This is a genomic window from Labrenzia sp. 5N (genome assembly GCF_012395805.1).
Classification (GTDB): domain Bacteria; phylum Pseudomonadota; class Alphaproteobacteria; order Rhizobiales; family Stappiaceae; genus Roseibium; species Roseibium algicola.
In genome coordinates this window covers 19,463-41,087 of the sequence record NZ_JAAZTM010000016.1, presented here as the reverse complement: position 1 = coordinate 41,087, position 21,625 = coordinate 19,463, and the positions used below count along the sequence as shown (strand labels likewise).

The window sequence follows — 21,625 nt, the reverse complement described above, 5'->3', positions numbered from 1 at the left end:
CTGTCGCTGATCCAGGAGAACCAAATGCCATTGACCATGAACCGCGAAGTCTTCATCACCTGCGCCGTCACCGGGTCGGGCGGTACCCAGGACAAGTCTCCGCATGTGCCGCGCAGCCCGAAACAGATCGCCGACAGCGCCATCGACGCCGCCAAGGCGGGGGCCGCCGTCGTCCATTGCCATGTGCGCGATCCGGAAACCGGCACCCCCTCCCGCCGGCTTGACCTCTACCGGGAAGTCACGGATCTCATCCGCGCCGCCGATGTGGATGTGGTCCTGAACCTCACCGCTGGCATGGGCGGCGACATCGTGTTCGGGTCCACGGAAAGCCCGTTGCCGCTGGTTGAAAAGGGAACCGACATGGTCGGCGCAACCGAGCGCATGGCCCATATCCGCGAGTGCCTGCCTGAAATCTGCACACTGGACTGCGGCACCATGAATTTCGCCGAAGCCGACTATGTCATGACCAACACCCCCGGCATGCTGCGCGCCATGGGGGCCATGATGACCGAACTTGGCGTGAAGCCGGAAATCGAAGCCTTCGACACCGGCCACCTCTGGTTTGCCAAGCAGCTCGTCAAGGAAGGCACGTTTGCCTCTCCGGCATTGGTGCAGTTGTGCATGGGTGTGCCCTGGGGCGCGCCGAACGACCTCAACACCTTCATGGCCATGGTCAACGCCATTCCGGATGACTGGGCCTGGTCGGCCTTCAGTCTCGGCCGCGATCAGATGCCCTATGTGGCGGCCTCCATCCTGGCCGGTGGCAACGTCCGTGTTGGCCTCGAGGACAACATCTTCCTCGAAAAAGGCGTTCTTGCCACCAATGCACAGCTGGTCGAGAAGGCCGTCGGCGTTGTCGAAGGCATGGGCGCCAAGATCATCGGCCCGCAGGCCGTTCGTGAAAAGCTTGGCCTGACCAAACGTGCGCCGGTGAGCGCCTGACATGAGCCGCAGGATCCTCGTCACGGCCGGAGCGTCCGGGATCGGCCGCGCCATTGCGGAACGCTTCCTGGCAGACGGAGACGAAGTCGCGATCTGTGATGCGGATCCTGCAGCCGTTTCCGCATTCTCGGAAGCCAATGGCAACGCAATCGCTGCTGTTGCCGATGTCACCAGCGAAGCGGAAATGTCCGCGTTCCTGAACGACCTTGAACACCGCTGGAAAGGCATCGACGTGATCTGCGCCAATGCCGGCACCGGCGGTCCTGCAGGGGCGATCGAGACTCTGGACTATGCAGAATGGCAACGCTGCGTCGCGACCAATCTCCACGGACCCTTCCTGACCTGCCGCTGGGCGGCCAGAGTGCTGAAAGCTCAGGGGCACGGTCTGATCACGCTCACCTCGTCAACCGCCGGACTTTACGGTTACCCGTTCCGCTCGCCCTACGCCTCCGCCAAATGGGCGATTGTCGGCCTCACCAAGACGCTCGCAATGGAGCTCGGCCCCCACGGCATTCGCGTCAATGCGGTTTGCCCGGGCGCGGTGGAAGGGGAGCGGATGGATCGGGTCGTCGCGATGGAAGCCAGGGCGCGCGGCGAGACCGAAGAGGCCATTCGAGAGAGCTACGTCAAGGGTGTTTCACTCAAGACCTGGGTCACTGCCCAGGATGTAGCCAACACCATTCACTTTCTGGCGTCCGAAGCAGGCGCCCGCATTTCAGGACAGATCCTGGCCATCGACGGCCACACGGAGACACTTGCACCATGACCCAAAAAGCATGCATCGTCGGCGGCGGCGTGATCGGTGGCGGCTGGGCCGCCCGTTTCCTTTTGAACGGTTGGGACGTTGCCGTCTTCGACCCCGACCCGGAAGCCGAACGCAAGATCGGCGAAGTCATCGACAATGCGCGCCGCAGCCTGCCCGCGCTCTATGACAAGCGCCTGCCGGACGAAGGCAACCTGTCGTTCCATTCAGATCTTGCCGAGGCAGCCGCTGGTGCTGACTGGGTGCAGGAAAGCGTTCCCGAACGCCTCGACCTCAAACACAAGGTCCTGGGCAGCCTGACGGAGCTCGCGCCCAAGACCGCCGTCATCGGCTCGTCGACATCCGGCTTCAAGCCGTCCGAACTGACCAGCGAAGGTGCGCGCGCCGTTGTCGCCCACCCGTTCAACCCGGTCTATCTGCTTCCGCTGGTGGAACTTGTCGGTGATGCGGCCGAAACCGCTCGCGCGGCCGAGGTCCTGCGCAGCATCGGCATGTTCCCGCTTCATGTCCGCAAGGAGATCGACGCCCACATTGCCGACCGCTTCCTGGAAGCTGTCTGGCGCGAGGCGCTCTGGCTGGTGAAGGACGGCATTGCCACGACCGAAGAAATTGACGAGGCAATCCGCATGGGCTTCGGTCTGCGCTGGGCACAGATGGGCCTTTTTGAGACCTATCGTATCGCCGGCGGGGAAGCCGGCATGAAGCACTTCATGGCCCAGTTCGGTCCATGCCTCTCCTGGCCCTGGACCAAACTGATGGACGTGCCGGAGTTTACCGACGAGCTGGTTGACCTGATCGCCGGTCAGTCCGATGCCCAGTCCGGCCATCGCTCCATTCGCGAGCTGGAACGCCTGCGCGACGACAATCTCGTCGGCATGATGCGAGCGCTAAAGAAAAGCGGCAGCGGTGCAGGCGGCGTTCTCAACACCCATGAACGGGCTTTGGCGGCACCGGCGGAGGCTGAACTGCCGATCACGGGAGACCGCCAGATCCCGCAGAGCTGGACCGACTACAACGGCCACATGAACGAGGCGCACTACCTGGAAGCAGGTGCTGCCGCAACCGACCGGTTCATGGAGCTGATCGGCGCGGATGCCGACTATATCGCGTCCGGCAAGAGCTACTTCACCGTTGAAAATCACCTGCGCTACCTGGACGAGCTTCTGGCGGGTGAACGCCTGACGGTCACGACCCAGGTGCTCCAGGGGGAAGGCAAGAAGATGCAGCTGTTCCACTTCCTGAAAAACGCTGACGGCAAACTTGCCGCGACCATGGAGACCCTTCTGCTCCATGTCGATCTCAACACCCGCGCCAGTTCCCTGCCGGGAGCGGAAGTCGGCGAGAAGCTCAAGGCCTTCGCCGATGCCCACAAGGCCCTGCCTTTTCCGGAAGGTGCCGGCCGCTTCGTCGGACAGAAGGCGGTCTGATCAGACGCCGTCCGCGGTCAAAGGAACCGCGGACGGGCCTGTTTTGTTGGGCGGTCCTATTGGGCCGGCTGAACCATGAACCCGGCCACGATACCTTCGGCGTCGGAATAGACACCCGGCCGCGCGAACAGATCGCATCTTCCCGACCCGGCAGACCAGTTGAACCCGAGGCAGGTGCGTTCCGTGCAGAGCGTCTCGCACTGGCCGGCCGATCCCGCCTGCAGGCTTTCATCCGGCTGTCCGGGAAAGCCCTTGTTCTGTTTGGTGAACGTCTGGACAGGCACGCTCAGATTGGGTTTGAGAGACCCGGCGGCAGCCCGCTGCACATAGGTGTCGGCCTTGGAAAGAAGATAGAGCCTGCCATTGCTGTTACCGACGGACTTTTGAATGCAGATCCGGTTCCATCGGTCATGGGTCACGGCATCGCAACCGCTTCTGGCGCCACAGGACGAGATACAGTCCTCCGCGCTCATGTTGCGGAGCACACCATCCGGCAGATCACCACCGTAAAGATCATAACCGCTCAGGCGAACGAAACCGCCCTCGCCTGACGCAGCAGTTGCAGATGCGGGTGCACTTGCATTCTGTTCGGCTACGTTTCTTTCGGCCTGCTGGTCAAGCTTCAGGGAAGCCGACAGCAGATACCAGTAAGGCGCGGAAAATTCCTCGGCCTCCCCGTCACCGAAATCGTCACCAACGGAATACTGCTCGAAACGGACACTGAGCGGACTGTAATCGGTATCCCAAAACCGTTTCCAGTCGTCGGAAATCCGGACCGAACAGCCAAGCGCAGAGAATTTGCTCGGAGTATCATAATTGAAGACCTTGCCGACCAGGTCCTCTCCCTGCCTTGTCAGCACCACTTTCCGGTCTCCATCCGGATCGCCGATCAGGATTTCGTCGTAGTATTGTGAACTGGTCGTATATCCCGGCCGACCATCCATCAGATTGGCCGCATAGGCGTTGTCGCAGATATTTGCGATTTCACGTTCCGTAATCGAGGCTGGCGGTGTCAATCCGGTGACGGTGATATTGGCCAGCACCGCATCGCCGATGCTCTCTATGTGGAACATGTTTTCGGGGCGCGTGCCGAGGATCCGCTGATAGAGGAAATCCGTCATGGCCTCGACGTCGTGCTCTTCGCTCAGCTTGATATCGAAAAAGGATTCGGCAGCCTTCAGCGCAATCGCAAAGGCGGTCTGGACTTCGCTGGCAGGGTAACTGTTCTCGTTGGGCAGGTTGAGGCTAGGCGAATGGAAACCGAGCTTGCCCCCTGGACGCAGAGAGCGCATCTGAAAGCGGATCACGGCTGTCCCGATCCGCATGCTGCCACCAAGGAAAGCCAGCGAACAGGCGGATTCGCACCGTTCTCCCGAACGCACCATGGTTGCGATATCCTGGTCCCAGATCGTGTCGAACAGCCGCTTTCCTTCCGCAAAGCTGCCCCCGGGGCTATCGAGGCACAGCGTGATGCCTTGCGAGTTGATCGGCAGAACCCTGAGCTTTTCCGCATCCCCCGAGACGATCTGACCCCGCAAATGATAGTCGCAACCTTCCGCGTTCGACGGAAACACATCGGCCGCTTTTGCCACCGTTGCGGCAAGACAGAACAGGATAAACACCAGGCATCTCGAAATCATGGGCACTCCTTCTCCAGGCAGTCCGTTTAAATAGTTTTGGCAGGGCTGATCGGGCACCCGAAAAAACCGGAGCCTCAGGTCGACCGGTACGGCCGGTCCTGGAATGAAATCGTCATCTCGAAATCGTTTTTCAAAACAGGCGACGAAGCAGCAATAGACCAAATATCGAAGCGTGTCTTCAACCCGCCGGTTGCGGTGACCGGCCCGCTTTCAGGTACCTCGCCAGACGCGCGATTGGGGTATCGACCCCATACTGACACCCCGCTCGTTCTGGCACCTTTCTCTCATCGAAAGATCGATACCCCCTCCGAAAGGAGATTATTCAAGAGAAAGGAATTGACCAATGAAAGCCCTTGCCAAAACCGCAGCAGCCGCCAGCGTTCTCGCCATTGCAGGCGTTGCCTCCCTCGGAGCCGTGACCCCGGCCGCCGCCCTGTTCGACATCTGCAAGAAGGTCAACATCACGGTGAAGAACAACACCGGCCAGCCGATCCAGCTTTACGATCTCGATTACCGTGACCTCGGTTCCAACCGCTGGCGCTCGGAAAACATTTCCAACCGCGTCATCGCCCACGGTGGCACCTACAAGGTCACCCGGAACCTGGAAGGCGTGAACAACGCCAGCACCTATGTCCGGGTCCAGTTCCGCAAGCTGAAATCCAACGGCCGCTGGAACCTCCTCAAAACCTGGTACGCGGACTCCAGCACCTCGGTTTGCCGCAAGGGCGCAAGCTACCGCATCGTGTTCCGGTAACACCCGGCAAACACACCAAGGCCGCGCCGTGAGGGCGCGGCTCTTGCCCGGCACATTACCCAACCTTTCCCCATCACCCCGACACCCGGACCTTTCCTCCGGGCGACGAAAAGGATTTGTCTCATGTTTGGCAAACACATGCCCAGAACCTTGCTGATCAGCTCCGCTTCGCTGATGACAATCGCCTTCGCCGGCATCGCCTCGCAAACCATCGATTGGCAGGAGCTCGGGAAAAAGCTCACAAGCCCGGCGGAGGAAGCCGGCCGGATGACCATTGCAGGTGAGCGAGACGATGATGCCTCGGCTTCGACAACCCAGCGCAGGAAACAGGAAGAAAGCCACTCCGTCATCGCGGACATCTCCCGTCCGGCCGTAGCCCCGCAGCCTGCCCCGGCCCCGGCCCCGGCATTTCAGGACAAAATAATGATTGGCTCGGAGGCAGCCACCGGCGGCCTGATGTCACTTTCCTCCGGCAGTGGCGGCTCTGCCCCGAAAAAGGTGGCTCAGTCCGAACCACCGGCAATGCCAGCCGTTCAGCCTGCAGACCGGGAGCGATTTGCATCCGCAGAAGTAAACCCGCTGAAACGCACGAGCGCGGACCCGGTATCGACCTTCTCCGTCGATGTCGACACCGCCTCTTATTCCTATGTCCGCAGCACGCTGTCCGGCGGCCGATTGCCGAACCCGGATGCCGTGCGCGTGGAAGAAATGGTCAACTACTTCGATTACAGTTATCCCGTACCCGAAAAGGGCGGTCACCCCTTCTCCACCAATGTTTCCGTGATCGACACCCCGTGGAACGAACACACCAGGCTGATGCAGGTCGGCATCCAGGGCTACAAGGTGCCGCTCGATGACCTTCCCCCGCAGAACCTGGTGTTCCTGATCGACACCTCCGGCTCCATGGCCGATGCCAACAAGTTGCCGCTGCTGCAGCAATCCTTCCGCCTGCTGCTGTCCACGCTCCGCGACGAGGACGAAGTGGCGATCGTCACATACGCCGGCAGCTCCGGTGTTCTACTGGAACCGACCAAGGTTACCGACAAGAGCCGGATCCTGGAAAAGATCAACGCGTTGACCTCCGGAGGCTCAACGGCAGGTCATGAAGGTCTGAAAGGAGCCTACGCTCTGGCCGAAACAATGACCGGCGACGGCGAGCAGACCAGGATCATCCTGGCCACCGACGGCGACTTCAACGTCGGCCTCTCCGATCCGGACAGCCTGAAACGCTATGTCTCTGAACAGCGGGAAAACGGCACAGCGCTCTCCGTTCTCGGCTTCGGCCGCGGCAACTACAACGATGAACTGATGCAGACCCTTGCGCAGAACGGACAGGGCGTTGCCGCCTACATCGACACGCTGTCCGAAGCCCGCAAGGTGCTGGTGGACCAGGTGGTCAGCTCCATCTCCATGATCGCCCAGGACGTCAAGATCCAGGTCGAATTCAACCCGGAGACCGTCGCCGAATACCGCCTGATCGGCTACGAAACCCGGGCGCTCAGAACTGAGGATTTCAGGAACGACAAGGTCGATGCGGGAGATATCGGCGCGGGCCACAACGTCACGGCCCTTTATGAGATCACCCCTGTCGGCTCGCCGGCGGAAAAATTCTCGGACCTGCGCTACGGCCCCAAGGAGAAGATCGAACCCGTTCGCGCTTCCTATTCGGGTGAACTCGCCTTCGTGAAGCTGCGCTACAAGCTGCCCGGAGACAAGGAAAGTACCCTGATCGAGACACCGGTCATGGCAGACACAAGCGGTATACCGATGTCGGAAACCCTCTTTGCCGCGTCAGTTGCTGCCTTCGGGCAGAAGCTGAAAGGCACCGATCACCTGGGAGATTGGGATTTCAAGGCGATTGAAAAACTCGCCAGTGAGAACAAGGGCGCTGACCGCTTCGGCTACCGGTCTGAATTCCTGACCCTCGTCCGTCTCGCGGTCGTCGCCGAGCGCTAGGTTCCCCCACCGCCCGCATAGAAACCGGCAGGCCCGCCTGCCGGTTTCTGTTTGTATTTCTCACCAAGTTGTCCGTCGCTCCATTCGCCTCCCCACCAATGGTCATCCCGCCGTTGATCATCCCTCCTATGGTCATCCCTCCTTTGGTCATCCCGGACGCAGCGCAGCAAAGATCCGGGATCGGGGAGCCGAGGGTCGGCGAAATGGGCACCTAAAAAGGATCCCGTTCCTCCCCGATCCCGGCTCGCGCTGCGCTTGGCCGGGATGACGATGGAAAAGGTCCTCGAATGTCATCCCGGGTGAGCAACGCGAGACCCGGGATCCACTCATTCCCAGAGCCCTACGGACGACTGACAAATTCGAGAATAAATCTGGTGGCTGCGCGTTTGCGCTGTCGGGCCGGTTACCGGTCCCGCAACCAGTCCAGGGACACTTGCGTCCCATCTGCCTCGACCAGATCGAGACGGCTGGAGAGGATCAGCGACAGGGCACCCAGGTCGTTGGTCTTCCAGAGATAGATCGTATGGCGCGTTGGCTCGAAGCGGGCACAGGCCGTCGCGCCGACATCGGCAACATAGCGCGGCGGACCATCTCGCCGGATATCAAAGCCCTTGGCGCCGCTGGCATCGTCCGGATTGGTCAGGCAGACCGTCACCAGCCGCGCGGAAATCGCATCATCGGCATCTGCGGCTTCCTCCAGTGGAGCCGGTTCCTGCGCACGCCTTGCGGCGGACTTTTCTATGGCAGAGTTCAAGCCTTGAGAGTCCGCACCAGTGGCTTCCCGTTTTTGCGAATTTTGTTTCGGCGCTGCAGCCGGCGCAACCCGTTCCCTCTGGGGGGCAGTCCGGTCGATGGCCCGATCTAACTCCAGATCCATACGGTCCGTCCAGGATGGGGCGTCGGAGGGTGCAGGTGCAAGCGCCGGTGGCTGCGGCCGCGCTGGCGGTGGAGGGGCAATCTCGGCAGCGGCCCCCTCGCTGTCCATCAGCCGGTGCTCGGGCGCATGCATCTCGGCAGGTTCTACCGGTTCCGGAGCGGCTGACGGGGCGGCCTCCAGCGTAATCGGTGGTGCAGGCACCTCACCTTTCTGAAAGCGGATCAGGTCGTTGCTGCCGCTTTCCAGGAATGTCGGCTCGGGCAAGCCGCTGGCCAGAACCGCGACAGTTGCGCAAGACATCAGCAAGCCGCCGATGAGAAGGCTTTTGGCAGATCTGCGCTGATGCTGATTTCTGACCGGCATGGGGCTCGTCGATATGTCTTTCAATTGGCGGGCTCAAGGTAACGGGTATTCACCCATCCGGACACTGCCCCCGAACGGATTTCACACCAGCTTCCCTCACAGCTCTCGGAAAGTTCCACATTACAGGTTCCCGCCGCAAGAGCGCCGGTAACGGCATGCCGTGTTCCGGGGCCCTGCCGTACATTCAGAACATCGTCCTGCGCAATGCTGACGCACATCAACCGGCCATCAACGGCGCCGGAAGACCGGAACATGGCAGGTGGTGCTGCGGATGCGGTGCAGATCCCCCCGACATTCACACCACGTGCGCACAAGGGTTTGACCTTCATCTGCAGAAGCTCCCATTCGCCCGTCGCCGTGTGAACAACGGTGCCCCTGTAATGCTCACCTGAAAGGCTGTCATCAAGATATCCCGTCATGACGATATCGACACTGTAGCCGCTGTCGGCCTTGCGCACCTTCAGGTCGAGCGCAGCATTGCCTTCGTCACTCTCCGGATGGCCTTGCAGAAACGGCATCAGCACATCCATGAAATTGGCGGCGACCGCCGTGCCGGGAGCAACACGGATCTCGCGAAAACCGTCATCCTGCGCCTGGACCGAGCCCGTGATCAGCATGCTGGCAACGGGTATCGCGGCAAGCGAGGTGGCTGAAAGTCTGAAACAGGGGCGCATGGCACAATCCTTTTACGGGTCACTTGCAGCAGTAACGCATGGCGGCTGACTGCCGGCCATGGGGCCGATCCCCCATTCCGGCCAGAACAGGCATTCTCCGGTCAAAGTTCCCGCGATGGATCAATCATGCCTTCCTTCAGCGCCTTGGCCATCAGCTGCGGCACCGAATGCACGTTCAGCTTCTGCATCAGGCTGGTACGGTGCTTGTCGACGGTCTTGACGCTGATGCCAAGTCCTTCGGCAATTTCCTTGTTGGACCGCCCCGCGAGGATCAGGTTCAGCGTTTGCCGTTCCCGGTCCGTCAGAACCGGTGGCGCGGGCGTCTCTTCCAGGATCTTCAGGAACACATCCGAAATATGCCGCTGTCCGCGCAGGATACCTGGTAGTTTCTGGTAGAACTCGGCATTGTCCGACGCCTTCGAGAACAGGCCATCGACCCCGGCCTCGATGAGATCCGATATCAGCCCGACAGCGGAAATGCCTGTCAGCACGACCACCCTCGTTTCCTTCGACCAGCGCCTTGCCTCGATCAGCACTTCCACGCCGCCTGCCATCGGCATGGAGACATCCAGCAACAGGAGGTCTGGCCGCTGCTTGCGCACTTCGGCTATCGCGCTGAGACCGTCGCCGGCTTCCGCCAGCACGTTGATCCCCTCCGGTTCGATCAGGCCCGGCTTTTCCAGAGCGTCGCGCAAGCCCGAGCGAACGATTGCGTGATCATCTGCAATGATGGCACTATATCTTTGATCTTTCACGGCTCTCGATCCAGCAGCTGCAGTCCTTCTATCTGACATGCCTTTGGGGAAATGACCAGAATTCTGCACCTGTGGGCCCTTCTGTTTTTCAGCCTTCTCGTGACCGGCATCGCCCGGGCAGAAACTGTGCGCCTCGAGCCCGGCCAGGGGATTGGCGACCTGAAGCCGCATCTGGTCTATGAGAGCGATCCGACAGCATCTCTTGCCGACATCCTGAACCGGTTCCGCTCCGGCAAATTCTCTCCGACCCTCAAGGCCTCTCTGCTGGAAACGAACTATGCGCCGGAAGCCTGGGCCGCTGTCGAGATCGTCAACGCAACATTGAACGATGGCCGTGCGCCGGATCCTTTCGTGCTGACGATCGACCTGCCGCTGGTCAGCGAACTGGATGCCTATGTCATCCGCGAAAGCGGCTTTACCGAAAGCCTGATCAGTTATTCGATTTTCGAACCCTTCGCACCGGAAGACCACTCGGTCACAAGGTTGCGCACGCCTGTCTTCGACATCGCGCCGCAAGAGCGGGTCACCCTCCTGGTGAATTTCAAGTTCGGGCCTTTCCAGTCCTTCAAGATGGCGCTGGAAACACCGGTGGAGCTTGAAGCCTCAGCCTTTGCGTCCGGCATCACCCATACGGCGTTCTACGCCTTCACGATCTCCTGCCTGATTTTCTTCTTCGGCTTTCATCTGGCCATGAAAAACTGGATCGGCATGCTCTACGCCGTCCAGTTCGGGCTCGGACTTGCTTTCATCGCTTATATTGACGGCCTCTGGTTCCGGTTCTTCTTTCCCGACAGGCCTGAACTCCAGTCTCCGACAGGCTTCTTCCTGCTGTTCTCCCTATCCGGCCTCGGCTTCGTCATTTCCGGCCGCTCTGTCGCCACCACAGGCCGCGAGACAAGACTTTCCATCGGCCTGACAGCCTTTTCCGCTCTATCGATAGCCGGTTTCGGGTTGTCTTTCTTTTCGCCCGGCACCTATGTCGCGTTTTTCGGCTATGTGCTGCTGGCGCTGATGTTCATTTCCGTTTTCCTGGCAGGCCGCAGCTGGCGACGCTGCGAAGGCGCGGCACATGTCAGCTCGGAACTGGTTTCAGCCTTTGGCACCGTGCTGGTCGTTGGGCTGATTGCCTTGATGGTCGTTGGCCTCGAGACTGAAATCCTGCCAGTTGCGAGCACGGTCAAGGGTATTTTCTCCTGCCTGCTGATTGCCACCATGACCGGTTTGACCGCCCATATCGTTGCCTTGCGCCACAAACACGCAAATGCCGTTCAGGCCGAAATCGCTGCCCTTGAAGCGGAAGCAAAGCGCAGTCGAGAGCTGCTCGTGGCCGAGCGCAATTACACGCGTGCCCGCGATCTGGCCAGCCTGCGTCAGCGGCAACTGGCGACTGCTTCCCATGATCTGAAACAGCCGATCACTTCACTGAGGCTCAGCTTCGACTATCTTGCCGACCATATGGAACCGCCGGTTCGCCAACGTCTTGCAGAGGCATTCGACTACATGGAGGCCCTGTCGAATTCCTATCTGGCGGAAACGGCACCGCGGAACGATGGCATAGGGACAGCCGAAAGCTCCGATCCAACCGGCGAAGAAGACCACGCCCAGAAAGACATCGCCATCACCCGCGCAGAACCGGCGGAAATGGAGAGCTACGAACTTTCGCTTGTTCTCGACACGGTCCAGCAGATGTTTGGCGAGGAAGCGATCTCAAAAGGCCTGAAGCTGCGACGGGTTACATCAACCCGCAAGACAGCTGTCCCCCCCATGGTCCTGATGCGCATTGCCAGCAACCTGGTCTCCAACGCGGTCAAATACACCGAAAAAGGCAAGGTCCTGATTGGCGTCCGTAACCGTGGACAGGCCCTGGAGCTTTGTGTGCTCGATACGGGACCAGGCCTGACCGAGACAGAACAGCAAACCTTCCTGAAAGCCTACAAGAAAGGCAGCACGTCCAGCGGACATGGCCTTGGTCTTTCGGTCTGTCACGACCTTGCGCGTGAACACGGGCTTGCGTTCACCTGCCAGTCTGTAAAAGGCAGGGGAACGCAATTCAGGCTGTCCTTGCCGGCCTCAAGCTGAGCAAAGCCCGCAGGGTCTCACGTCAGGCGGTCGCCCCGCGCGTGCCTGTTTCGTGGATTTCGATCAGGCTTGGTCCGGACAGGTCTGAAAACCGCTTCAGAGCGGCCCCGAGCTCCGACACGTCATCAAGACGCACGGACGGCAAACCATAGGCGTCGGCGATCTTGCCAAAATCGGGTGCTGATGGCGTCACGCCTTCCGGTTCAATCCCGCAATCCAGCATGTAGGTGCGGATTTCGCCATAACCGTCGTTGTTCCAGACCAGGAAAATCACCCTGGCTCCGCAATCCCTGGCTGAGCCAATTTCGGCAAGCGAGAACTGAAGCCCGCCATCACCCACAAGGCAGATCACAGGCGTTTCAGGCTCGCCGATGCTGGCACCGATCGCGGCCGGAGGGCCATACCCAAGTGCACCGAACCCTGTTGCCGCGTTGAACCAGCCATGCGGCCGGCCTGCTTCAAAGGACAAGTTGCCGGAATAGATGGCCTGCGTGCTGTCGCCGACGATGATGCAGCCGGGCAGCGTTTCGCGGATCGTCTCCAGAACGCCGATTTCCGCCTGCATCTTGGGGCTCAACCAGGTTGAAACCGCCTCTCGGCAAGCCTTGGCCCGCGCGGCACCCTCCGCCGCCGCCGTACCGGGACCTTCAAGCAGCGGCAGAAGATCGTCCAGCAACTGGTCGACACTGGAGAGAACCGGCAGCGCAGCCTCAGGCCCCCGGGCAAGCTGGTCTGAATCGATGTCCACCCGCACCAGATCTGCAAGCTCCGGAAAGCCGCCATCGGCATACATGTCGTAATCCGTCTGTCCCATCTGCGTGCCGAGCGCAATCACCAGATCGGAGGCTGCAAGCAGGTCCCGGACGGCGGCAAGGCTCGGGCTGGCCGGAACGGAGAGCGGATGTCCCGCAAACATGCCCCGCGCGTTGACCGTGGTGATCAGCGGCGCATCAATTTGCTCCGCCAGCAAACGGATCTTGTCTGCGGCGGCAACAGAACCGCCACCGCACAGGATCGCCGGGCGCTGGGCCTTGCGGCATTTCTCGGCAAGCTCCAGCACCTGTGCCTGAGCCGCCCGCGGGCCGCAGGCCTTTGAGGGGCGCAAGTCGCCAACGGCAATCTTTTCCACCATCACATCGGTTGGAATTTCGATATGGACCGGCCCCGGACGCCGCGACTGCAGGATCGCGAAGGCCCGCTCCATGACAGCCGGCAGATCTGCAGGTTCCAGAAGCGTGTGTGTCATCAGCGCAAGCGGTGCCATCATGGCGCGCTGGTCCGGCAGCTCGTGCAGCTTGCCCCGGCCATGGCCAAGGCTTGCGCGTGCATTGACGCCCGAGATCACCAGCATCGGCACGGAATCCTGATAGGCCTGCGCCATCGCGGTGATCGTATTGGTCAGGCCAGGGCCGGTGATCACCAGTGCGACACCGGGTTTCCCGGTCACGCGGGCATATCCGTCCGCCATGAACCCGGCCCCCTGTTCGTGGCGCGGGGTGATGTGGCGGATTTCGGACGCAGCCAGCCCCCGATAAAGCTCGACCGTGTGCACGCCCGGAATGCCGAAGACGGCTTCCACGCCATTGGCTTCAAGAATATCGATCAGGGCCTCACCGACCGTCTTGGTCACTACGCCCATTTGCGGCTCTCCTCGTCGTCGAGACTGTCCGCAAAGGCCGCGATGCGGTCTGTTGCTTCGGAAAGCGTTTCATCGGCCACCGTCAACGACAACCGGATGAAATTCGTCGCCTGATCGCCGAAGGAGGCCCCTGGCATCACCGCGACCTGTTTTTCCTCCAGCAGCCTTTCGGCAAAGGTGGCGCCATCCAGTCCCGTTGCGCTGACATCCACCAGCAGGAACATGCCGGCTTCCGGCATCATGGGCTTAAGGGCGCCGTGTCCGGACAGATGCCCGATGATGAGCTTCGCCCGCCGCAGATAACTCTCCCGCATGCGCTCGGCAGTGTCGAAATCCCCGGCAATCGCCATAGCTGTCATGTCCGCGATGAACGGCTGTCCGCCGAAAAGCATGGTTTCGGACACCGCCAGCAACCGCGTGCAGAATTCTTCCGGACCGATTGCCCAGCCAGACCGGAAGCCGGGGGCGGCGTGAGACTTGGAGATAGAGGACACCACGATGGTCCGGTCCGCCAGCGCCAGCTGGTCGAAGGGGGAAGCGAAACTTCCCTTAAAGATCAGCTTTTCATACACCTCGTCGCAGACGATCCAGAGGTCGTGCTTGATGCAGACCTCACCGATGGCGGCAATTTCGTCAGCCGTCAGCGTCGCCCCGGTCGGATTGTGCGGCGTATTGAGCAGGAGCACCCGGCTGTCCGGAGTGACTGCCTTCTCTAGATCTTCCGCCTGAAGGTGAAAACCCTTTTCAGGGCGGAGCGGCACCGGCACCATGTGCGCACCGGTCGCGGCAATAACGCCTTCGTAGGTGGCATAGAGCGGATCACCTGCCAGAACGGCGTCGCCTGCCTCCACAAGGCCCAGCATCACCGCAAAAAGGGCAGTCTGCGTGCCTGGGAAACACAGGACGTTCTGCTCGTTCACGTCAGGCCGGCGCTTGCGATATTTTTCCGTCAATGCAGCAACGATACCCGGCTCGCCCCGACCGTTGGAATAACGGATACGGCCGGCCCTCATCGCCCGGTTGGCTTCCTCGAACAAGGCTTCGTCGGGCAGGATGTCCGGCTCGCCGATCGTCAGCTCGATGACGGGAACGCCCGCAGCCGCCATTTCGCGCGCCTTGATGTGGACAGTCCATTTTCCCGAGCCCAGGTGGGCAAGGCGGTCGGTGATCGACGCATAACGCATAGTCGGTCTCTCAGTTTGAGTGTGGTTTGGCGGCAAGGCTTATTCCGCCAAGCAATGCCTCGACGGACCGGATGGCAACGCCCGGAAGGGGCGTTTCGGAAAAGAGGTGACCCACCAGCGTGCCTTCGATCCACAGACCGTCGATCACGCCGTTGATCGCAATTGCCAGCTCCCGGCACCGCTTTGCATCGGGTGGCTCACCCGATTCGGCCAGCACCTCGGCGACGAGGGTTTCCAGCACAGACCGAAAAGCGAGATAGCTCTCGAGGTGAATTTCGGCAAATGCCGGATCGACGCGCACATGACTGATGAAAGCAGCCCAGAGCGACAACGTCCGAGCGTTGGCAACCGGCGGCGTCAGGTTGGCCACGATGAAATCGTGCAGTCGTGCCCTGGGGCTCTGCTGATCACCATCGGCAGCTGCCGCCACAGTGGATGTCATTCCGGTCATGACTTCCCGATAGGCATCCTGCAGCATCTGGTCCTTGCTGGAAAAATAATGGCGGATCAGGCCGGGGGTGACACCGGCGCGTGCCGCGATTTCACGAACGGTCGCGCCGCGCAGACCAAATTCGGAAATGCAATCCAGCGTCGCCCGGATGAGATCCTGACGTCGCTCGGCCTCACTTGCGCGATGGAACGGGCGACGGCTCATGACAGGCTCCGGACCGGCAGAATCCCGCGCACTGACGGGTTCGCAGGCGAAGTCAGGCACCATGCTGCAGCCATCGCTTTCGCCTCCCGCGCCATTCTTGTGTCCTCCGCCATGATCTCCGGTCGCCTGACGCACCGGCATCGATTTTTTCGTTATTATACGGTTGAATAATTACGAGACAAGTGCAAAGCTGACAACACTTACCGGGCGGAGAGCTGACGCCGCACCGGCAAAAAAGACGAGGTCAGCGGGGAACAGAAACAACAGTGCACCGGCTCAGGCCGGGCAATGGCGGTAGGATGGAACCAGCGGCGCCAGCCATCGAGGTATGCGACCTCTTTAAACGTTTCGGAGCTCTTGAGGTGCTCAAGGGTGTCTCGCTCACGGCCCGGCAGGGCGACGTGATTGCGATCATCGGCGGATCGGGCTCCGGCAAATCAACCTTTCTGCGCTGCATCAACATGCTTGAGATGCCCAGCGCAGGGTCGGTCACCATCCATGGTGAGACAATCGACCTGAAAAACGACGGCCACCATGGCCTGCGCCCTGCCAACCGCAGGCAGATCGAGCGCATTCGCAGCCAGCTTGCGATGGTTTTCCAGAGCTTCAATCTGTGGCAGCACATGACAGTGCTTCAAAATGTGATTGAAGTGCCTATCCACGTTCTGGGCATGAAACGCGACGAGGCCGTCGGCATCGCCGAAACCTTGCTGCGCCGTGTCGGACTGCACGAGAAGCAGGATGCCTATCCGGCCTTCCTGTCCGGTGGTCAGCAGCAGCGTGCAGCCATCGCCCGTGCTCTTGCCGTCCAGCCGCTCGCCATGTTGTTCGACGAGCCGACATCCGCTCTCGATCCGGAACTGGTCGGAGAGGTCCTCGGCGTCATCGGCGATCTGGCCCGTGAACAGCGGACAATGATCCTGGTTACCCACGAGATGAAATTCGCGCGGGAAGTCGCCAGTCACGTCATCTTTCTGCACAACGGCATCATTGAGGAACAGGGCCCGCCGGACCAGGTGTTCGGTGACCCGAAATCGGAGCGGCTGAAGAAATTCATCAGCTCGATCAACTAGCCCCTCCCGCAGACGTTTCGCGGGGAGGTCCTGCCGGAAGGTCCGGCACGAGAAGTCTAAAAAACAGGGGAACAGCATGAAACATATTCTGAAGACAGCATTCGCAGCAGCCGCACTGGCCACCACCGCGTTCACCGGCGCCATGGCTGAGGAAGTAAAGGTCGGCGTCGCAGCCGAGCCCTACCCGCCGTTCACCTCTCCCGATTCCAGCGGCAAGTGGATCGGTTGGGAAATCGAATTCATGGACGCGATCTGCGCGGAAGCCAAACTCGACTGCGTCGTCACGCCAGTTGCCTGGGACGGCATCATCCCGGCCCTGACATCCGGCAAGATCGACATGATCATCGGCTCCATGTCCATCACCGAAGAGCGCCTGAAGACCATCGATTTCTCCGACAAGTACTACAACACTCCGACCGGCATCATCGGTGCCAAGGGTGACGATTTCGACGCGACTCCGGAAGGCCTGTCCGGCAAGATCATCGGCGTTCAGGTTTCGACCATTCATGCCGACTATGCCGAAAAGTATTTCGGCGAAGGCGCTGCCGAGATCAAGCAGTACCAGACCCAGGATGAAGCCAACCAGGATCTCGCCGCTGGCCGCCTCGACGCCGTCCAGGCGGACGCCATCGCGCTCGACGCCTTCCTGAAGTCCGATGCAGGTGCCTGCTGCGAACTGAAGGGCAACGTCCAGGATGATCCGGCGATCCTCGGTGCCGGCGTTGGCGTCGGCCTGCGCAAGGGCGACACGGAACTGAAGGACAAGGTCAACGCCGCGATCAAGGCGATCCGCGAGAACGGGACCTATGAAACGTTCTCCAAGAACTGGTTCGACTTCGACATCTACGGCGGCTAAGCGGCCGGATCACCCTTAGGAAACCGTCCCGCGCCCTCGGGCGCGGGCGGACACTTTCAAAGCAAGGTTGACCGCTGCCGATGGCTGCCCCTTCCGGATTTCTCAATCTCGATCTGCTCGCCCTGTCGCCACCGGGCTGGGGCGGAGTTCTACTCGCCGGCTTCGCAGCCTCGCTGCAGCTCGCCGTCGGCGGTTTTGGCCTGGGTCTGCTGATCGGTATCGGCGGCGCCTTCGGAAAGCTTTACGGCGGCCCGATCCTGCGCGACCTGCTTGAGGTCTACACCACCGTCATCCGAGCCGTTCCCGAGCTTGTCCTCATCCTGTTGCTTTATTACGCCGGAACAGACGCGGTGAATACGCTGCTGATGCTGGTCGGTCTGCCAAGGGTCGACATCAGCGGCCTTGCCGCCGGCATCTTCGTCATCGGCGTTGTCCAGGGCGCTTACTCGACCGAAGTTTTGCGTGGTGCCATCAAGGCAGTACCGCCCGGACAGATAGAGGCAGCCCGTGCCTACGGCATGTCGCCCTTCAAGACACTGCGCCGCATCACCCTGCCGGCCATGTTGCCCTATGCCATTCCGGGTCTTTCAAATCTCTGGCTCATCGCCACTAAGGATACTGCCCTTCTGGCCGTGGTCGGCTTCTCGGAACTGACGCTGGTGACCCGCCAGGCAGCCGGCAGCACCAAGGCCTACATGCTGTTCTATTGCGCCGCAGGCGTGATGTATCTCACGCTGACCCTGGTCTCGAACCGCGTCATCGCCCATATCGAAAAACGCGCAAGGCGCGGCATTGCGGGGCCTGTGTGAGATGAGCGAAACCAAGATCACAATGCCCGCCTATGTGCCGCCGCCGCCACGCCGACTGCTGGAACCGCACAGGATCTTCCTGCTTGCCGTCTTCGCAGGCATCGTCTTCTGCGCGATCTGGTTCCTGCGGTGGGACTGGTTGCCCAAATACCAATGGAAGCTGCTCCACGGCATCTGGGAAACACTGTTTCTGCTGTTTTCGACGGCAGCCGTCGGCTTTCTCCTTGCCATAGGCCTGGGCCTTGTCCAGGTCACCGGACCAAGACCACTCGCCTGGCTGGCCCGTGGTTTCTGCACATTGATCCGCGGCACACCGCTGCTTCTGCAACTCTGGCTGCTCTACTACGGCCTCGGCTCGGTGTTCGCGCAGTATCCGGAAATCCGGCAGTCGATGTTCTGGCCCTATCTGCGCCAGGCCTGGCCGTATGGCTTCACGGCCTTGATGCTGTCATTTGCCGCCTATGAGGGGGAAGTGATGCGCGGAGCGTTTGCCGGTGTGCCAAGGGGCGAACTGGAAGCCGCGCGTGCCTTTGGCATGGGCCGCTTCACCATGTTCCGCCGCATCTGGCTACCGCGCGCCATCTACCGTGCCTTGCCAACTTTGAGCGGCGAAACCGTGCTGCAGCTGAAATCGACACCGCTTGTCGCGACCATTACGGTGGTCGATGTCTATGCGATCATTTCAAGAGTTCGGCAGGATACATATCTCACATATGAGCCTCTGCTGCTGCTTGCACTGATCTATATGTGTCTCACCGGGATTCTGGTATTGCTGTTCCGCTTCCTGGAAAACCGTATCCCCAGCCGTGGTGCGTAAATGACCGTTCAGTCGTCCAACTTCCTTCCCGAAATCGTCGCCACAAGGCGCCATCTGCATACGATCCCCGAGATCGGCCTGTCGGAATTCAAGACCTCGGACTACGTCGCCAGTGAACTGGCTGCTATGGGCTACGAGGTTACGCGTGGCCTGGCAAAAACCGGCATTGTCGCAACCCTGCGCAATGGCACGTCTTCGAAAAGCATCGGCATTCGTGCGGATTTCGACGCCCTGCCGATCCTGGAGGAAACCGGGGCGGACTATGCCAGCACCCATCCCGGTGTCATGCACGCCTGCGGCCATGACGGCCACACGGCCATGCTGCTCGGCGCCGCGAAAATCCTCTCGGAACGCAAGCAGTTCGACGGAACGGTGCACCTGATCTTCCAGCCAGCGGAAGAAAACTTCGGCGGCGCAAGGCTGATGATGGACGACGGGCTGTTCGAGCGCTTCCCGTGCGATGCCGTATTCGGCCTTCACAATGACCCGAGCCTGCCCTTCGGACAATTTGCCTTCCGGGACGGCCCGATGATGGTAGCTGCCGACGAGTGCAAGATTACCGTTGTCGGCCACGGAGGCCATGGCGCAGAACCGCAGGCGGCATCCGACCCGATCGTATGCGGCGCCAGCATCATCATGGCGCTACAGACTATCGCCGCGCGCAACATCCACCCGCTGCAGTCCGCCGTGATCACGGTCGGTGCCTTCAACAGCGGTATCGCCAGCAACGTGATCCCCGAGCGGGCGGAAATGAACCTGACCGTTCGAGCTTTGGAACCGGATGTGCGCGACGAGCTGGAACGGCGTATCCGCATGATTGCCGAAGGACAGGCTGCCAGCTACGGCATGCGGGCCGAGGTCGATTATGAGCGCGGTTATCCGCCGATGATCAACCACACGGCCGAGACCGGCTACCTGCGTGACCTTGCCAGGCGCTTTGCCGGCGAGGAAAAAGTCACAGACCTCACCCGTCCCTTCATGGGCAGCGAGGACTTTGCCTATTTCCTGGAAGAACGGCCTGGCTGTTACTTCATGCTCGGCACTGCCAGAACCGATCGCGACCCGCCCCTGCATCACCCCAAGTACGACTTCAATGACGACATCCTGCCTATCGGCACGAGTTTTTGGGTGGAGCTGGCGGAAGATTTCCTGTCGAGCAAGTAACGCAACGGAAATCACCACAATTTGAACCTGCCTGCAAACGGAGCGTCTGGTGAAATTTCACCGGCCAGACGCCTTCATATTGCAACTGGACGACGTTTCCCGAAATAGTGGGCAGGCCACCTGGCCTGCCCTATCCTGTTGTTTTGCGACAGGAAACCCCTTCTCGGCCGGAGCGTTACGCTTCACCTGCGAAATTCAATCGGACACACGTCGGGTCTCCACCGCTTCAAAGCTCTCACAGCCCACTCATGGGACGGCAAGCCCGATCGCCAGGCAGGCGATGGCGCGAATTTTTGCTTCACTAAACCTCTGCACTTGATAGGATGTAGTGAGCCGCCGACAATGCAAATTTTTCAATTATCTGATGAAAGTGTCATAGAACGCTAAGTCAGTTTTAAAAATTCGGTGAAGTATGGCAGAGATTACCAAGCGTAAGATGCTCGGTTTCCTATCATTTATTGCGTCTATTTTGGTGGCCTGGCTAACAGGCGCGACAAGTTCGGCCAAGGCCAGCACCCAGGCCTTGAACGATCCAGTCAGGAATACGTCCTGGCAGCTTTCGAACGCACAGCAGATTTTTACAAGGAGCACGATGCTGCCCTTTGATGAGTCCTTTGACCCGTCAGCCGCAGGCAGCAAGCTGGAAAATCCAAACGGCAAGCCGATCACCATCGCCGCTTACGAAAGCGAATCCCCAAGTGTCAAGGCAGGCTCCGGCAAGGAAGCGGTCAGACCGTTTTTCTTGATTCCGAAAGGCGATGGAGAACCGACAACCGTGGCCCGGGAACGAGCCATTCTCGAGCGGTTCCTGAACAACCGTGTTCGGGTCAATAACGCCTGTGAACGCTGCAAGCAGAAGGTATTGCGCGGCATCGAACCGGTCCGATGCATTACCGAAGTCCTGCAGGATCTGGAAAATCGGCTGGCGCGTGAAGCGGAAAATGGAAGCGCTGTTGCGCAGTCGGCCCTGCCGATTGTTCGCGAAATGGTCGTCAAAGTCGAGCAGGCCGAAAGTGGCGAAGCAGCTCTTGAAGCGGTCCGCGAAGGCATCAGCAAGGTTCAGCGCATTCAGATCGTCCGGTCCCAGGACACCGTCATCACGAACCTGCAGCAGCAACAGCGAGCTGTCCTGACCGAGACCATCGCGGCGGTCGAAGTCAATCTGGCGTCCATGATTTCAATTTGAGCGGAATGCGGT

19 protein-coding genes are annotated in these 21,625 nt (G+C 60.4%); 12 read left to right on the top strand and 7 right to left on the bottom strand.

Translation table 11 applies throughout. The annotated features are described in order from the left end of the window. The first annotated feature begins 24 nt into the window (after window positions 1-24). Genes HEP89_RS15990 through HEP89_RS15980 form a run of 3 tightly spaced genes read left to right on the top strand, consistent with a single transcriptional unit; the run spans window position 25 to window position 3,132 of the window. A complete protein-coding gene (locus HEP89_RS15990) occupies window positions 25-942 on the top strand; it encodes a 3-keto-5-aminohexanoate cleavage protein (RefSeq protein WP_168692489.1) in 918 nt (305 codons plus the stop codon). A gap of 1 nt (window position 943) precedes the next feature. Then, the gene (locus HEP89_RS15985; RefSeq protein ID WP_168692488.1) at window positions 944-1,708 is read left to right on the top strand and encodes an SDR family oxidoreductase; all 765 of its coding nucleotides are present in this window, start codon (window positions 944-946) and stop codon (window positions 1,706-1,708) included. Beyond that, window positions 1,705-3,132, top strand: coding sequence for a carnitine 3-dehydrogenase (locus HEP89_RS15980; RefSeq protein ID WP_168692487.1), 1,428 nt, complete (start codon window positions 1,705-1,707; stop codon window positions 3,130-3,132). The genes HEP89_RS15985 and HEP89_RS15980 overlap by 4 nt, the downstream gene beginning before the upstream one ends. A 56-nt stretch (window positions 3,133-3,188) precedes the next feature. Here the strand turns inward: HEP89_RS15980 and HEP89_RS15975 are convergent, their stop codons facing one another. Then, window positions 3,189-4,772, bottom strand: coding sequence for a PAN domain-containing protein (locus HEP89_RS15975; protein ID WP_077292304.1), 1,584 nt, complete (start codon window positions 4,770-4,772; stop codon window positions 3,189-3,191). A gap of 343 nt (window positions 4,773-5,115) precedes the next feature. Between HEP89_RS15975 and HEP89_RS15970 the strand changes: the two genes are divergently transcribed. Together HEP89_RS15970 and HEP89_RS15965 are read left to right on the top strand one after the other, a co-directional pair. Then, entirely contained in the window at window positions 5,116-5,526 is a 411-nt protein-coding gene (locus tag HEP89_RS15970) for a hypothetical protein (protein ID WP_168692486.1), read from the top strand. A gap of 123 nt (window positions 5,527-5,649) precedes the next feature. Then, window positions 5,650-7,482, top strand: coding sequence for a VWA domain-containing protein (locus HEP89_RS15965; RefSeq protein WP_168692485.1), 1,833 nt, complete (start codon window positions 5,650-5,652; stop codon window positions 7,480-7,482). A 403-nt stretch (window positions 7,483-7,885) separates the two neighbouring features. Here HEP89_RS15965 and HEP89_RS15960 read toward each other — a convergent pair whose 3' ends face one another. The 3 genes from HEP89_RS15960 to HEP89_RS15950 form a co-directional block, all read right to left on the bottom strand. Further along, window positions 7,886-8,659, bottom strand: coding sequence for a hypothetical protein (locus tag HEP89_RS15960; RefSeq protein ID WP_156912456.1), 774 nt, complete (start codon window positions 8,657-8,659; stop codon window positions 7,886-7,888). An 83-nt stretch (window positions 8,660-8,742) separates the two neighbouring features. Beyond that, complete coding sequence (locus tag HEP89_RS15955) at window positions 8,743-9,396, bottom strand: SH3 domain-containing protein (protein WP_077292300.1); 654 nt, start codon at window positions 9,394-9,396, stop codon at window positions 8,743-8,745. A 101-nt stretch (window positions 9,397-9,497) separates the two neighbouring features. After that, complete coding sequence (locus tag HEP89_RS15950) at window positions 9,498-10,151, bottom strand: response regulator transcription factor (RefSeq protein WP_077292299.1); 654 nt, start codon at window positions 10,149-10,151, stop codon at window positions 9,498-9,500. A gap of 51 nt (window positions 10,152-10,202) precedes the next feature. Between HEP89_RS15950 and HEP89_RS15945 the strand changes: the two genes are divergently transcribed. Then, window positions 10,203-12,230, top strand: a complete 2,028-nt coding sequence (locus tag HEP89_RS15945; protein ID WP_168692484.1) for a sensor histidine kinase — start codon at window positions 10,203-10,205, stop codon at window positions 12,228-12,230. A 22-nt stretch (window positions 12,231-12,252) separates the two neighbouring features. Here HEP89_RS15945 and HEP89_RS15940 read toward each other — a convergent pair whose 3' ends face one another. From HEP89_RS15940 to HEP89_RS15930, 3 genes are read right to left on the bottom strand one after another with little or no spacing between them, the layout of a single operon-like run. Then, entirely contained in the window at window positions 12,253-13,869 is a 1,617-nt protein-coding gene (locus tag HEP89_RS15940; protein ID WP_168692483.1) for a 5-guanidino-2-oxopentanoate decarboxylase, read from the bottom strand. Next, a complete protein-coding gene (locus tag HEP89_RS15935) occupies window positions 13,860-15,053 on the bottom strand; it encodes a pyridoxal phosphate-dependent aminotransferase (protein ID WP_077292296.1) in 1,194 nt (397 codons plus the stop codon). The genes HEP89_RS15940 and HEP89_RS15935 overlap by 10 nt, the downstream gene beginning before the upstream one ends. Window positions 15,054-15,063: 10 nt before the next feature. Beyond that, complete coding sequence (locus tag HEP89_RS15930; RefSeq protein ID WP_031269085.1) at window positions 15,064-15,708, bottom strand: TetR family transcriptional regulator C-terminal domain-containing protein; 645 nt, start codon at window positions 15,706-15,708, stop codon at window positions 15,064-15,066. Between the two features lie 299 nt (window positions 15,709-16,007). On the opposite strand from HEP89_RS15930, the gene HEP89_RS15925 reads away from it, so the two are divergent. The 6 genes from HEP89_RS15925 (at window position 16,008) to HEP89_RS15900 (ending at window position 21,613) form a co-directional block, all read left to right on the top strand. Continuing rightward, complete coding sequence (locus tag HEP89_RS15925; RefSeq protein WP_031269084.1) at window positions 16,008-16,781, top strand: ABC transporter ATP-binding protein; 774 nt, start codon at window positions 16,008-16,010, stop codon at window positions 16,779-16,781. A gap of 76 nt (window positions 16,782-16,857) precedes the next feature. Continuing rightward, window positions 16,858-17,637 carry a transporter substrate-binding domain-containing protein gene (locus HEP89_RS15920; protein ID WP_023000375.1) on the top strand — a complete coding sequence of 260 codons (780 nt, stop codon included), beginning with the start codon at window positions 16,858-16,860 and terminating at the stop codon, window positions 17,635-17,637. A gap of 80 nt (window positions 17,638-17,717) precedes the next feature. Next, window positions 17,718-18,446, top strand: a complete 729-nt coding sequence (locus tag HEP89_RS15915; RefSeq protein ID WP_077292295.1) for an ABC transporter permease — start codon at window positions 17,718-17,720, stop codon at window positions 18,444-18,446. A gap of 1 nt (window position 18,447) precedes the next feature. Beyond that, complete coding sequence (locus tag HEP89_RS15910; protein ID WP_062487980.1) at window positions 18,448-19,263, top strand: ABC transporter permease; 816 nt, start codon at window positions 18,448-18,450, stop codon at window positions 19,261-19,263. Beyond that, window positions 19,264-20,427 (top strand): M20 aminoacylase family protein, encoded by a 1,164-nt coding sequence (locus HEP89_RS15905; protein WP_168692482.1) that lies wholly within the window; start codon window positions 19,264-19,266, stop codon window positions 20,425-20,427. 592 nt (window positions 20,428-21,019) lie between these two features. After that, window positions 21,020-21,613 (top strand): hypothetical protein, encoded by a 594-nt coding sequence (locus tag HEP89_RS15900; RefSeq protein WP_077292291.1) that lies wholly within the window; start codon window positions 21,020-21,022, stop codon window positions 21,611-21,613. Window positions 21,614-21,625: the final 12 nt, after the last annotated feature.

What these genes read in the sequence shown, in the direction of transcription:
- HEP89_RS15990 (WP_168692489.1), top strand. Translation starts at nt 25, where the DNA reads ATGCCATTGACCATGAACCGCGAAGTCTTCATCACCTGCGCCGTCACC.
- HEP89_RS15985 (WP_168692488.1), top strand. Translation starts at nt 944, where the DNA reads ATGAGCCGCAGGATCCTCGTCACGGCCGGAGCGTCCGGGATCGGCCGC.
- HEP89_RS15980 (WP_168692487.1), top strand. Translation starts at nt 1,705, where the DNA reads ATGACCCAAAAAGCATGCATCGTCGGCGGCGGCGTGATCGGTGGCGGC.
- HEP89_RS15975 (WP_077292304.1), bottom strand. Translation starts at nt 4,772, where the DNA reads ATGATTTCGAGATGCCTGGTGTTTATCCTGTTCTGTCTTGCCGCAACG.
- HEP89_RS15970 (WP_168692486.1), top strand. Translation starts at nt 5,116, where the DNA reads ATGAAAGCCCTTGCCAAAACCGCAGCAGCCGCCAGCGTTCTCGCCATT.
- HEP89_RS15965 (WP_168692485.1), top strand. Translation starts at nt 5,650, where the DNA reads ATGTTTGGCAAACACATGCCCAGAACCTTGCTGATCAGCTCCGCTTCG.
- HEP89_RS15960 (WP_156912456.1), bottom strand. Translation starts at nt 8,659, where the DNA reads ATGTCTTGCGCAACTGTCGCGGTTCTGGCCAGCGGCTTGCCCGAGCCG.
- HEP89_RS15955 (WP_077292300.1), bottom strand. Translation starts at nt 9,396, where the DNA reads ATGCGCCCCTGTTTCAGACTTTCAGCCACCTCGCTTGCCGCGATACCC.
- HEP89_RS15945 (WP_168692484.1), top strand. Translation starts at nt 10,203, where the DNA reads ATGACCAGAATTCTGCACCTGTGGGCCCTTCTGTTTTTCAGCCTTCTC.
- HEP89_RS15940 (WP_168692483.1), bottom strand. Translation starts at nt 13,869, where the DNA reads ATGGGCGTAGTGACCAAGACGGTCGGTGAGGCCCTGATCGATATTCTT.
- HEP89_RS15935 (WP_077292296.1), bottom strand. Translation starts at nt 15,053, where the DNA reads ATGCGTTATGCGTCGATCACCGACCGCCTTGCCCACCTGGGCTCGGGA.
- HEP89_RS15930 (WP_031269085.1), bottom strand. Translation starts at nt 15,708, where the DNA reads ATGAGCCGTCGCCCGTTCCATCGCGCAAGTGAGGCCGAGCGACGTCAG.
- HEP89_RS15925 (WP_031269084.1), top strand. Translation starts at nt 16,008, where the DNA reads ATGGAACCAGCGGCGCCAGCCATCGAGGTATGCGACCTCTTTAAACGT.
- HEP89_RS15920 (WP_023000375.1), top strand. Translation starts at nt 16,858, where the DNA reads ATGAAACATATTCTGAAGACAGCATTCGCAGCAGCCGCACTGGCCACC.
- HEP89_RS15915 (WP_077292295.1), top strand. Translation starts at nt 17,718, where the DNA reads ATGGCTGCCCCTTCCGGATTTCTCAATCTCGATCTGCTCGCCCTGTCG.
- HEP89_RS15910 (WP_062487980.1), top strand. Translation starts at nt 18,448, where the DNA reads ATGAGCGAAACCAAGATCACAATGCCCGCCTATGTGCCGCCGCCGCCA.
- HEP89_RS15905 (WP_168692482.1), top strand. Translation starts at nt 19,264, where the DNA reads ATGACCGTTCAGTCGTCCAACTTCCTTCCCGAAATCGTCGCCACAAGG.
- HEP89_RS15900 (WP_077292291.1), top strand. Translation starts at nt 21,020, where the DNA reads ATGCTGCCCTTTGATGAGTCCTTTGACCCGTCAGCCGCAGGCAGCAAG.